Genomic DNA, 12,438 nt, shown 5'->3' on the forward strand with positions numbered 1-12,438 from the left:
ATGCTTTTGAAATACTAAAACTAGATTGCATCGAAAATGTTATCCTAATTTCATATTTCTATTCATGGGTTATCAATATTCAGACCAAAAATTTTGTCCTATGCCCTGGTTGCATCTTCATGTGGATACTCAGGGCCTTATAAAGGCCTGTTGCAGCACTTCAGTGACTTTTGGTAATTTGAATAAAGATAGTGTTTCCGAAATATGGCAGAGTAAAAGTATCAATGACTTTCGTCAGCAGGTGATAAAATCTGGGGTGGATAAAAGGTGTGCAGCATGTCTCAATAGAGAAGCTTCTGGCAAGTCCAGTATGAGAACCGAAACACTGGCAAGGTACCCTGATTTGAGTCAGTCAATTCTCGATAATGAAGGAAAGGTTGATACTAAACCTGTATATCTGGATTTAAGATTTTCTAATCTCTGCAATCTTCGCTGTAGGACTTGTTGGCATGGAGCGAGTTCTAGTTGGTTCAAAGAAGCCAAAGCGCTGAAGAATACCGCAGCAGATCAAGCGATCATTCGTGCTACGGAAAACAACAGTGAGATAATCCAGGGGGTGTTGCAGTTGGCTGAAGAGGTGGAGGAGGTGTATTTTGCCGGAGGAGAGCCACTGATGATGGAAGAGCATTATCAATTATTGGATCTGCTGTGTCAGTCTGGTCAGCAACCCCTGCTTAGGTATAATACAAATCTTTCCATTTTAAAATTGAAGAATCAGCATGTCCTGGAATTCTGGAAAGAATTTAAAAAGGTTCAGCTTTCCGTCAGTGTAGACGAAATAGAAGAAAGAGGTGAGTATGTCAGAAAAGGATTGAAATGGGAGGTGCTGGTGGACAATATGCGGCAGATCAAGAAAGAATGTCCACATGTCAAACTCGAAATTGCTCCGACGGTCAGTGTATTTAATGTAGGACGATTAGGCTTGCTACATCGATACTTTGTTGAAAAAGAATTGATATCCGTCAATGACATCTATTTGAATATGCTGGATCGACCCTTTTACTACAACATCGTGAATCTGAGTGATAGGGAGAAGCAAAGTGCTACTTCAGAGATACGTGCACATTTGGACTGGTTGCGGGAAAATCAAGCCAATGAAATCATGATGAATGAGTTCGAATCCATCATTAGTTATATGAATAGTCGAACAGCTAGTGAAAAGCAAATGAATAAGAGGGTGGAGGCTGATGCCCTTTTGGATAAAATACGTGGTGAAAAGTTTCCGTTGATTGAATGAGGAAAAACAGTGAAATACGGAACATTTTTCTTTGTATATTGTATATATGTTGTAACACATAAAACAACAGAAGATGTCAGGTAAGATTATAAATATAGAGCCCATGGTATTTCCATGGAGGACACAAGATCCATTTCTTTTTTGTGCGCACCATAGGGATTTGTATCCCAAAGGCAATGAGGATTTTGGACCAGATGCCAGTTTAGCTGGACGTAATATTGGACAGGATTTCTCTATTAAGGATGGCTTCAGAATGTATCATGGTACCAAAGTGCCAGGTTTTCCTTACCATCCGCATAGAGGTTTCGAAACCGTCACTATTGCCAAAGAAGGTGTGGTAGATCACTCGGATTCTTTGGGAGCAGCGGGTCGCTTCAGCGATGGAGATGTGCAATGGATGACCGCCGGTCGAGGAGTTCAGCACTCAGAGATGTTCCCTTTGCTGAATAAAGATAATGGTAATACCCTGGAGATCTTTCAAATCTGGTTGAATTTGCCGGCTAAGAGTAAACTGGTTGAGCCTCACTTCGCTATGCTTTGGAATGAAAAGATCCCTGTAGTAACGCAGGAAACGGATGGCGCAAAAGCTAGCGCGCGCATCATAGCAGGGGCATTCGGTGATCAACAGCCGTTGGCACCAGCACCAGACTCCTGGGCTGCAGATACCGATCATGAAGTGGCGATATGGTCTATGAAGCTAGAACCTGGAGCTGAGTTGATGTTGCCAGGTGCAAAAAGTGCTGAAGCCACACGTACGCTCTATTTCTATCAGGGTACAGGGTTAGAAATGGAAGGACAAGTCATTCCTGACTATCATTTGGTAGACGTAGATAGTACAGAGGAGCTTACTCTGAAAGGCGGGGCTGAAGAGTGTCATGTACTGCTATTGCAAGGTAAACCAATCAAGGAGCCCGTAGTTCAGCATGGACCGTTTGTGATGAATACGCAGGAGCAGATTCATCAAACGATGCTCGAATATGGTCGTACGCAGTTTGGTGGATGGCCCTGGTCAAAAGCTGAGCAAGTCCATGATCCTGCCAAAGGACGCTTCGCTCTTCATGCTGATGGCAGAGAAGAAGTGCCAGAGTGATATATTAGCTAGATTTTAGTAGTAAGACATTAGTCTGGATTAATCTAAACACTAGTGCCTAAGATCTAGCTACTTATAAATCAACCTCTCTTAAAAGCTAGATTGGTATCAGAGGATTCCTTGGGATCAAAATAGTAGCCATCATAGTTGAAGCCTTTGAGGCTCTCTATATCGTTGATTTGATGGTCGATGATGTAGCGCGCCATTAGACCTCTTGCGCGTTTGGCGAAGAAGGAGATGATTTTGTATTGGCCATTTTTAAAGTCTTTGAATTCTGTGTTGATCACGGTTGCTTTCAGCGCTTTTCGGTCAACGGATTTAAAGTATTCGTTGGAGGCCAGGTTGAGTACTATATCATCTCCTTGCTTTTTCAGATCACGGAGGAGGAGTTTAGCAATTTTATCTTCCCAAAAGCTGTATAGTGTTTTGTGATTGTCAAAAGCCAGCTTGGTTCCCATTTCCAAACGATATGGCTGAATTAAATCTAGGGGACGCAGTAATCCATAAAGACCAGAGAGTATGCGTAGATGTTCTTGAGCAAAGTTCAGACCCTTGTCATCCAAAGTTTCAGCTTCAAGCCCTAAATAGACGTCTCCTTTAAATGCATGTAGACAGGTTTTAGAATTCTTCTCATTGTGAGCTGCCTTAAAGCTATTGTATCTTTCTACATTGAGCTGGGCCAGGTTTTCGCTTAGGCTCATGAGCGATTGCAAGTCTTCCACTTTCTTTTCCTTAAGTACAGAAATCAGCTCTTTGGTTTCTTTTGGGAAACGCGGAAAAGTATGTTCTACAGATGGTTTATTGTCAAAATCTAGAGTCTTTGCCGGGGATATCAATGCGATCATATGCTATAAATTTTCACGAAGATATAGGATATTGAGTGACTATCTCAGCCCTTAAAATAGATAAATCAAATGACCCGATTGATTAGCTAAATAAAGACAAAAGGCCGAGCGATTCACCTTGATTGCTCGGCCTTTAACATGACGGAAAGTTGATCTATTCCAATGTTTTTTTGATGACTCCACACTTTAGCATTTTGTCTCCGAAGTAGGGGTTATTAATTTCGTCTTTGGTGCTAAACCAACTGGCTCCTTTATTGTCCAGAGCCATAGGGCAGTAGCACTTATTGATTTTTCCCGATTCAATGTTTCCTTCTAGAATTGCTTCCATACCTTCGTTTAACTCATAAAAGTGTCTTCGAGCAATCTCAATTTCCCCAGCTGAGAAAATGTTGCTCGCAATACCGGCTTCTTGCATTTTGCTTTCTGACTCTAGTGCAATGCTCAATTGCTGAGCATATTTTTTAGCCGTTTCAAAATCTGTTTCAACTAGGGCATCTCGTAGGCTAGCATAGGCTGAATAGATGGTTTGAATCCCTGTGCTTTTGAATTTTAAATCTTCTTTCTCAGTTTTTGCTGCGGAGAGTTCTGTATTCTCCACCATATAGCTTTTTTCTGTTTCATTCTTTTTGCTTTGGCATGCAATCAAGACGAATAGTAATGGAATTAGGGCAAGATTTTTCATGTCTTTGAAGTTCAGTCTTTAATATATCATAGTACAAGATCGTTACTTTTTTACGATTACCTGATCTTCAAATAGGCTTTTTACAATTCGCTTGCTGTAATCTTCGACTGGGAAATTCGCCTCTAACTCATCTTTGATTTGAAAATGAGAAATCCATACCAAACCGCTACCATCAAAATCATTTTGGTCCATGATGTAAAAGAAATTGGCTTCTAAAACTTTGTTGCTAGAGGGTGTGTCATTAGAGATCTCGCTGTATCTGTTTTGATAGAATTGGTCAAATTTGTAGATGCCCTCCGAGTATTTTTCCAACTCTTGATCACTTATTTCTTCATTGTCTTTGGATATATTGTCGATGACCGAAGCAGTTAAAATTCCATCGAAACCTTGAGAAAAAAGGTAGTTTTTTAAATGATGCGGGTTAACACGGCCTTCTTGAGAAAAGTCATAAACCTCATGTCCTGGTGTAGCCAAAACCCCTTCATTTTTTAGCGCCTTTACTGCATTGATCTCAAACTTTTTGTTTTTCTCCATGTTTTCTGAAAAACCAAAAACAATCACTTTGCGATATTTAAGGGGTTCATAGTTGTCTTTTTCCCATACGGCATCCAAAACCAAATCTTTGGACATGACACAACCCTGAAGAATAATTACAAATGCGAGGAATAATTTGGCTACTAGGTTCAATTTTTATGTGATTTTAATCAGGATTCAATTTATAAAGCCTTATTGATTTTAAAAAGACTCCCCATCCTTAATGATTGAATAAATATGTTCCTAAATTAGGCATCGTAGAGTTATTAGTTTCTATTATTATCCTAACTTTAATTATTTCTATGCGCCAATCCATTATTGTTGCTTGTATTTGTTTGCTAGTTATTTCATGCGATAACAAACCAACTAATAAGGTTCCCATACAGGTGATACCAGTTGTTGAGGTTAAAGCGAATGATGTTCCTCTCTATCGACAGTTTGTAGGTCAGGTGTATGGGCTCAAAGACATTCCAATTAGAGCAAGAGTTGAGGGATATCTTCTAGATATTCATTTCAAGGAAGGACAAAGTGTAAAGAAAGATCAGCTTTTGTATTCCATTGATCCTGAGCCTCTTTTGGCCGAATTGTCGAGTCAGCAGGCAAAAGTTGCAGAAGCAAAAACCAAATTAGCCAATGCTGAAAATCAATTGAAACGCTATGAACCGTTGGCTGAGATCAATGCGGTGAGTAAAAGTGATTTGGATTTTGCTAAAGCTCAAAGGGATGCAGCTTTGGCTTCTCTCAATGCGGCCAAAGGAAACCTTAGATCAAGTCAAATTCAATTGAGCTACTGTAAAATTAAATCGCCAATCAATGGATTTATAGGTAAGACTAATGCAAGAGTGGGAGAATTTGTAGGACGTGATCCTAATCCTGTAATTTTAAATACGATTTCTAAAATTGATACCGTAAGGGTTCAATTCTTTCTTACTGAAGCAGAATACTTACAAGTAGCAAGATATATTAGAGATCATAAGAATCAGTTCAAATCGGATAGTGTGAAAAGGGATCCAGTTGAATTGGGTCTGATTTTGTCTGATGGTTCGGTGCACCCATATAAGGGAAAAGTTGACTTTGTGAATAGGGAGGTGGATGCTACTACTGGAGCCATACTGGTTCAGGCCTCTTTCCCAAATCCGGATCGTATCATTCGTCCGGGTCAGTTTGCGCGAGTTAAAGTCAAAATGGAAGAAAAAAAGAATACAATAGCCATACCCCAAAGATGTGTCACCGAGATGCAAGGGCAATTTTCAGTCATGATGGTTACCGATAGTAGCACAGTACAATCAGTTCCGATCAAGTTAGGAGAAAAAGTCAGTGACTTGTGGCTGGTCGAAAGTGGTCTGAAGATTGGAGACCAAATCGTTTTGGAGGGACTTCAGAAGGTGAGATCTGGAATGAAAATCCAACCAGATACCACAGTGTTCAATAGTGTTTCATCTGTAGAGTAAAGGTTTATGTCTGATAGTAAAGGGAATTTCTTCGTTCATAGACCGATCGTTGCGATGGTCATAGCGGTGGTGATTGTGATTGTCGGAACTGTATCGGTTCTCGACCTTCCCATAGAGCAGTATCCCAACCTAACACCACCGATTGTTCAGGTACGTGCCAACTACACTGGGGCCAATGCTGTCAATGTTGAAGAATCGGTAGCTACCCCTCTGGAACAGCAGATCAATGGGGTGGACAACATGATCTATATGAAATCTACCAATGCCAATGACGGCAGTATGGTCATTAATATTTCATTTGATGTTGGCACTGATCCGGATATGAATACGGTCCTAGCTCAAAATAGAGTGTCTGCTGCCACGGCCAAGTTGCCGGAACCCGTAAAAAAGCTGGGGGTTACTACTGAGAAATCATTGCCTAATATTCTGATGCTAATAGCTCTGACATCCGACGGACGATATAATCAGGATTTTTTAGGAAACTATGCACTCATTAATATCAAGGATCAATTGGCTAGGATCAAGGGGGTAGGTAGAGTCAATGTTTTGGGTGCTTCTGACTACTCGATGCGTATTTGGATTAAGCCAGATAGGCTTTCACAATTGGGGATTACTGTTCCTGAGATTCTCAGGGCCATCAACCAGCAGAATATAGTAGTGCCAGGCGGGAAATTCGGTGCTGAACCAGCGCCCAAGGGAACTGAGTTTACTTACACAGTGAGGTTGCCAGAGCGTTTCAATTCACCAGAGGCATTTGGAGATATCGTCGTTCGTACCAATGAAGATGGTTCTCAAGTCAAATTGGAGAATATAGCCACAATCGATTTAGGTGTTGAGACTTATAATGCTTTCACGCGACTGAATGGAGAAACTTCTTCAATCATTGCGCTATATCAAGCTCCTGGGTCCAATGCTGTCGAATTGGCTGAAAATGTAATCAAAGAAATGGATAGGCTCGAAGGAAACTTTCCTGAGTCTATGAAATATGATGTTTCGCTAGATTCCACAGCTCCAATAACTGCGGGTATTAAGGATATTGTCGTTACGTTGATCATCGCATTGATTTTGGTTGTACTGGTAGTATTTATTTTTATTCAGGATTGGCGGGCGACCTTGATTCCAACTTTGGCTATCCCTGTTTCACTCATTGGAGCCTTTATCTTTTTCCCACTACTAGGGTTTACTATCAATGTATTGTCTTTGCTCGGATTAGTTCTAGCCATAGGTATTGTGGTAGATGATGCAATCGTGGTGGTGGAAGCGGTGCAGGTAAATATAGAGAATGGTATGAGTGCCAAGGAGGCTACATTGGATGCCATGCGCAAAGTAACTGCTCCAGTAATTGCAACTACCTTGGTATTAGTGGCCGTATTTATTCCGGTAGCAGGTATGGCTGGTATTACTGGACTGCTCTATCAACAGTTTGCCATCACAATTGTGGTTTCTGTTTTGGTATCATCTGTCAATGCTTTGACATTGAGTCCAGCATTGTGTTCTATTTTATTAAAAGAGCCCGAGCCCTTCAAAGGACCTTTAGGATGGTTTTTTGATAAGTTTAACAGGGGGGTAGATCGAACCACCGATGCCTATATGAGCTACACACAAGTTGTATCTCGCAAACTCAAACGAGGGGTTGTATTTATGTTGATCCTGACTGGAGCAACAGTTGTTTTTGGTAAATTGGTTCCGGGTGGTTTCATTCCTGAAGAGGATATGGGCTATTTTTTCGTTAACGTGCAATTGCCTAATGCCGCTTCTTTACAACGCACAGATGTGATTGCTAAAGATGTAGAACAGGCATTGATGAAAATACCAGAAGTTGATTTTGTCACCAATGCTACAGGTTTTAGCATGCTATCAGGAGCGATGTCTTCCAACAATGGATTCTTGTTTGTCTCTCTCAAGCATTGGAGTGAAAGAGATCGAACTGTCAAGGAGATCATTCAACAAGTCAATCAATTTCTGTATCTCAAAGTAAAAGGCGCACAGGCATTTTCTTTCGGTCCGCCTGCAATACCAGGTTTGGGCAATGGATCAGGTTTTAGCATTATGCTTCAGGATATGATGGGGAACTCTCCACAATATCTTCAGGAGAATGCACAGAAGTTTATTGTAGCGGCTAACCAAAAACCTGAAATTGGGAATGCCTTTACTACTTTTCAAGCTTCTGTACCGCAGCGCTATATGGACATTGACAAGGAAAAAGCACTTAAATTGGGGGTTAATCTAGAGGAACTGTATCAAACTGTGGGCACTTTTATGGGAGGAAGTTATGTGAATGATTTTACCCGATTTGGAAGACTATATAAAACCTATATTCAAGCAGAACCTGAGTATCGCGTGGATGAATCTCAGATTAGCAATTTTTTTATTAAGAGTAATACTGGGAAAATGGTACCATTAGCGACTTTGGTCAATATTGAACCTATAGCTGGCCCGGATTACACCAATCGATTCAACCTTTTCCGAGCCATCGAAGTAACCGGCGCCCCGGCTCCTGGGTTTACCTCGGCGCAGGCTATGGAGGCATTAGAAAAAACGGCTGCCGAAGTGTTGCCTGCTGATATGACTTATTCTTGGAATGCCATGTCATTTCAAGAAAAAAAGGCTTCTGGTTCTCTTGGGGTTATATTGACGTTCTCGTTGGTCTTTGTGTTCCTTATTTTATCAGCTCAGTATGAAAGCTGGTCATTGCCACTAAGTATTCTATTGGGAACTCCGTTTGCTATATTTGGCGCCTTGTTTTTCTTATGGGCGGCACGATTGGGGAGCCCTAGTTTTGAGAACAATATTTTTGCTCAGGTTTCTTTTGTGATGCTGATTGGTATGGCTGCTAAGAATGCCATTTTGATTGTGGAATTTGCCAATGATGAATTTAAAAAAGGATTATCCCTATTTGATGCGGCCATAGGAGCTGCCAGGTCAAGATTCAGGCCAATTTTGATGACAGCTTTTTCTTTTATTCTAGGAGTATTTCCACTTGTAATAGCTTCTGGTTCTGGAGCTGAGGCCCGAAAAGTGATGGGTATGGCCTTGCTTGGAGGAATGGGGCTAGCGACATTCCTTGGTGTATTTATGTACCCAATGTTATTTGTTTTGGTAGGTAAGTTGTTCAATTATGAAAAGAAACGGGATGAAGCAAATGCATAATAAATTACCCCTTTACATTTTGATCATGTTGCTTTTACTTGCTTCTTGTAAGATGGGACCAGCTTACAAGAGTCCTGAGGTAATTGCACCCGAAGTATTTCTATATCAAACGAGTCCATCAGATTCGTTAACAGATATCAAATGGTGGGAGCTCTTCAATGATCCAGTACTTGATTCGCTCCTACGGATGGCATTGGATAGCAACAGAGAGGTGAAAGCCACATTTAATAGTATAGAACAAGCACGCCTTAAGTATAAAATTCAAAAAGCAAACTTATATCCGGATCTCAATCTTCAAGGACAATTGAATTATGGGACTTATTCCGGCTTTTTGAATGATGAGGCCATGGGGAATTATTTGGCAGCTGGGGCTGTTAGTTGGGAGATTGATTTTTGGGGTAAGTTGCGAAGATTGAATGAGGCTGCTTTGGCAGATTATCTGGGAACTGAATTTGGATATCAAAATTTGAGGCTTTCTCTGGTCAGTCAAATTTGCCTCTATTATTTTCAATTAAGAATATATGAAGAAAGCGTAGCGATATCACGAAGAACATTGGCTCTTAGAGATAGCTCTCTGAATCTGATCCGTGCCAGGTACGACAAGGGGATAGTTGCAGAGATAGATGTTAATCATGCTGAAATTCAACAAGCCATTGCTGCATCGGCAGTTCCGCTTTTTGAACGTGCTGCTGCGCAGACACAAAATGCACTGAATGTACTCATAGGAAATAATCCAATGGAGGTAGCCAGGAGTATTCATATTGATAGTTTGGTAGTCAACCAGGATGTGCCTTTGGGTCTACCCTCAGAGTTGCTACTTAGAAGACCTGATCTAGCATTGGCCGAACAAAAGATTGTTGCTCAGAACGCAAGAATAGGTGTAGCCCAAGCCAATCGCTTTCCTTCAATAAGTCTCACTGCACTGGGTGGGGTAAGTAACGAATTGGCTAGTTTTAATACAGCTGGTGCAGCCTGGTCAGCCGGATTGAATTTGTTTGGACCATTGTTCAATTGGGGCAAAAATAAGAGACAGGTAGAAATCGAAAAACTTAGGACCGAATCGGCTTATTTGAATTATGAAAATGCGGTATTCAATGCATTTAGGGAAGTAGAAGATGCATTGATAGCTATTCAAACTTTCAAAGAGGAATATGCCGCCAGAGTCAATCATGTTAGGGCGGCTAATAATGCACAGTTTCTTAGTAGTCAAAGGTATGACAAAGGAATCACCAGTTATCTGGAGTATTTGGAGTCTCAGAGACAGGCATTTGAGGCGGAGTTAGCACTTGTAGCAGTGCAAGGTGAATTATTAAGTTCCTATGTTTTGCTCTATAAAGCACTTGGTGGTGGTTGGTTGACAGAAGAAGATTATCAAGCATCGCAAGCAACGAATTAATAAATGTTATTTCTGAAAAAGAATACAGATCACCCTTTGGTTAAGAACCGATACATTATCCTCTTTATAGTGATCATGTCCAGACTATTTTTGAGCCCGTTGGTGTCTACAAATTGGGGGTTTATTATTGCTCCGGTGTTTGACTTTTTCCTTTTCGCTGCGTTAATGTTGATCGTTCAGAAGTTTAGAAAGGCTTTCTGGATTCTTGGAGCATTTGGTTTTATAGCTGTAGCTCTGGGTACTTTTGGTGGATTTGCTTATGCCTTTGGCTTGTTTTTGTTTGCTGCTTTTATTGGGATTGTGGCAGTAGAATTGTTTTCTGATTTGCTAGGAAAAAAGAGTGTAGGTTTAAACGAAATGATAGGTGCTCTTGACGGCTATATTTTGATTGGTTTTATAGGTGCACAGTTGTTTTTGATTGTTAATTTCTTTTTTGATAATGCCTTTTCGAATCTCTCGGAAGGGCCAGCTGCTACACAAGATTTAATTTATTTCAGCTTCATTACCATGCTGACGATTGGATATGGTGAGATTGTACCCTTGATTCCAGCCGCACGAAATATGGTGATATTGGTGGGGCTATTAGGGCAGTTTTATTTAGTAGTAGTTATTGCGACATTTGTAGGTAAATTCATGAAGGATAGATAAAAAAAGTCATGAGAACTTCTCTCATGACTTTTTAAAATAGAAAACTATTATTTACTATTCAATTATCTTAATTAATCCCATTTGATCTTCGCTCATTGAGATTAGGCTCCAGCCACCGTTGGATTTGTCGTCTTTACTTGCGTATACTTTCCATCTGTAGGTTCTTCCATTCAATAGTGCTGGCCCATCATAAGTGATAGATGTACTCGTAGTGGTTATTACCTTCACTGGTATGTCACCACTGTTGTCAAATCCACCCCAAATGGTATTGCCATTGATGTCAAGCAATTCTACTACATAATCAGAAGTACTAGAGTAAGGCTTCCAAGTGAAAGTCAATCCAGCTGCTGATACTTCTACTGGAACAATTTCGGTCGCTGTATTAGATGGATTGTCCAGTAGTACAGAGTTAGTCACAGCAAAATCCAACACGCCGCTGGTAGCGTCTCCTTGAGTTACTGTAACAGCACCGCCTGATACAGTGACCACTGGGTCACCAAACTTAACAATGAAGTCTGGATCTACAACCAGCGTATCGTTGTTATAACTTGCTCTAGCTAAATACTCTCCATCAGGAATGTCGGTCATTGTAAAGGTTCCTTCTGTGGATACTGATAAGCCAGGGATTACTTGTTGTGTGCTTGGGTGAATGAGAGAGACATCCACAGCTTTGTTTCCAGTAGCAAGGAACTTGACAGAACCATCTAATGTAGCACTAACACCAGCTGTCATTAGGATATCAATGTCTCCGGTGATACTGTTGGCTTCAACTGTACCATCGGCACTTTGTCCATTGTAACCTGACAACCAGGCCTGCACTGTGTATGTGCCAGCTGGGACATTTAATATTGTATAGTTACCTTCTGCATCAGAAACAGCTGAGTATGAAGAACCAGTTGCATCAGTGGCTATGATAAGCGCGCCTGATATCATTTCAGAATCAGAAGAAACTGTTCCAGAGATTGCACCTCCGTCAATTACAGCGCTGGCCACCAAATCATAATCGAGTGTAACAGTTTCTCCTTCTACGATAGTGAAAGGAATGGCGGTTACGCCTACTGGGGGCACTTCTTGAAAGCCTAATTTGGCCAATCTTAAATAGTAGGTACCTGGCATCAGGTTGATTGAATAAACACCATCGGCATTTGTTGTGGTGCTAACTCCTGTAGGTTCATTATTGTCGGCAAAAAAGGCACTGACAGACACACCTTGAACACTACGGGCATCATCTAAGGCCAGAACGGTACCTGTTACGACTCCTTCAGTAGGGCCTTTGTCATCATCATCTTTACATGAAAAGAGAATGGTAGCTAGCCCTAGGGCTAAAATAGCTGGATAGAAAATTTTCAACATGCTTCTTTAGTTTGATTAACAATTTCTTGTGTTTTGGTCTTAATAAAACACA

General features: G+C 40.9%; 10 protein-coding genes. 6 read left to right on the forward strand and 4 right to left on the reverse strand.

Annotated elements, in window-relative coordinates; all coding sequences use genetic code 11:
* The first annotated feature begins 64 nt into the window (after positions 1–64).
* Positions 65–1,237, forward strand: a complete 1,173-nt coding sequence (locus N7U62_RS03875; protein ID WP_264136567.1) for a twitch domain-containing radical SAM protein — start codon at positions 65–67, stop codon at positions 1,235–1,237.
* A gap of 73 nt (positions 1,238–1,310) precedes the next feature.
* The gene (locus N7U62_RS03880) at positions 1,311–2,327 is read left to right on the forward strand and encodes a pirin family protein (RefSeq protein ID WP_264136568.1); all 1,017 of its coding nucleotides are present in this window, start codon (positions 1,311–1,313) and stop codon (positions 2,325–2,327) included.
* 80 nt (positions 2,328–2,407) lie between these two features.
* Here the strand turns inward: N7U62_RS03880 and yaaA are convergent, their stop codons facing one another.
* From yaaA to N7U62_RS03895, 3 genes are all read right to left on the reverse strand, one after another.
* A complete protein-coding gene (gene yaaA, locus N7U62_RS03885; protein WP_264136569.1) occupies positions 2,408–3,172 on the reverse strand; it encodes a peroxide stress protein YaaA in 765 nt (254 codons plus the stop codon).
* Between the two features lie 154 nt (positions 3,173–3,326).
* A complete protein-coding gene (locus N7U62_RS03890) occupies positions 3,327–3,854 on the reverse strand; it encodes a DUF3347 domain-containing protein (RefSeq protein WP_264136570.1) in 528 nt (175 codons plus the stop codon).
* Between the two features lie 42 nt (positions 3,855–3,896).
* On the reverse strand, positions 3,897–4,541 hold the full coding sequence (locus tag N7U62_RS03895; protein ID WP_264136571.1) for a hypothetical protein: 645 nt from the start codon (positions 4,539–4,541) through the stop codon (positions 3,897–3,899).
* A gap of 233 nt (positions 4,542–4,774) precedes the next feature.
* Here N7U62_RS03895 and N7U62_RS03900 point away from each other — a divergent pair, with 233 nt between their 5' ends.
* From N7U62_RS03900 to N7U62_RS03915, 4 genes are read left to right on the forward strand one after another with little or no spacing between them, the layout of a single operon-like run.
* Positions 4,775–5,839, forward strand: coding sequence for an efflux RND transporter periplasmic adaptor subunit (locus N7U62_RS03900; RefSeq protein ID WP_264136572.1), 1,065 nt, complete (start codon positions 4,775–4,777; stop codon positions 5,837–5,839).
* Positions 5,840–5,845: 6 nt separating this feature from the next.
* Entirely contained in the window at positions 5,846–8,989 is a 3,144-nt protein-coding gene (locus N7U62_RS03905; RefSeq protein WP_264136573.1) for an efflux RND transporter permease subunit, read from the forward strand.
* Complete coding sequence (locus tag N7U62_RS03910) at positions 8,958–10,385, forward strand: efflux transporter outer membrane subunit (RefSeq protein WP_264136574.1); 1,428 nt, start codon at positions 8,958–8,960, stop codon at positions 10,383–10,385. The genes N7U62_RS03905 and N7U62_RS03910 overlap by 32 nt, the downstream gene beginning before the upstream one ends.
* A gap of 3 nt (positions 10,386–10,388) precedes the next feature.
* Positions 10,389–11,033 (forward strand): potassium channel family protein, encoded by a 645-nt coding sequence (locus N7U62_RS03915; RefSeq protein ID WP_264136575.1) that lies wholly within the window; start codon positions 10,389–10,391, stop codon positions 11,031–11,033.
* A 54-nt stretch (positions 11,034–11,087) separates the two neighbouring features.
* Here the strand turns inward: N7U62_RS03915 and N7U62_RS03920 are convergent, their stop codons facing one another.
* On the reverse strand, positions 11,088–12,386 hold the full coding sequence (locus tag N7U62_RS03920) for a carboxypeptidase-like regulatory domain-containing protein (protein ID WP_264136576.1): 1,299 nt from the start codon (positions 12,384–12,386) through the stop codon (positions 11,088–11,090).
* Positions 12,387–12,438 lie beyond the last annotated feature (52 nt).

The organism is Reichenbachiella ulvae, assembly GCF_025833875.1.
In the GTDB taxonomy this organism is placed as follows: Bacteria; Bacteroidota; Bacteroidia; order Cytophagales; family Cyclobacteriaceae; genus Reichenbachiella; species Reichenbachiella ulvae.

What these genes read in the sequence shown, in the direction of transcription:
- N7U62_RS03875 (WP_264136567.1), top strand. Translation starts at nt 65, where the DNA reads ATGGGTTATCAATATTCAGACCAAAAATTTTGTCCTATGCCCTGGTTG.
- N7U62_RS03880 (WP_264136568.1), top strand. Translation starts at nt 1,311, where the DNA reads ATGTCAGGTAAGATTATAAATATAGAGCCCATGGTATTTCCATGGAGG.
- yaaA (WP_264136569.1), bottom strand. Translation starts at nt 3,172, where the DNA reads ATGATCGCATTGATATCCCCGGCAAAGACTCTAGATTTTGACAATAAA.
- N7U62_RS03890 (WP_264136570.1), bottom strand. Translation starts at nt 3,854, where the DNA reads ATGAAAAATCTTGCCCTAATTCCATTACTATTCGTCTTGATTGCATGC.
- N7U62_RS03905 (WP_264136573.1), top strand. Translation starts at nt 5,846, where the DNA reads ATGTCTGATAGTAAAGGGAATTTCTTCGTTCATAGACCGATCGTTGCG.
- N7U62_RS03910 (WP_264136574.1), top strand. Translation starts at nt 8,958, where the DNA reads ATGAAAAGAAACGGGATGAAGCAAATGCATAATAAATTACCCCTTTAC.
- N7U62_RS03915 (WP_264136575.1), top strand. Translation starts at nt 10,389, where the DNA reads ATGTTATTTCTGAAAAAGAATACAGATCACCCTTTGGTTAAGAACCGA.
- N7U62_RS03920 (WP_264136576.1), bottom strand. Translation starts at nt 12,386, where the DNA reads ATGTTGAAAATTTTCTATCCAGCTATTTTAGCCCTAGGGCTAGCTACC.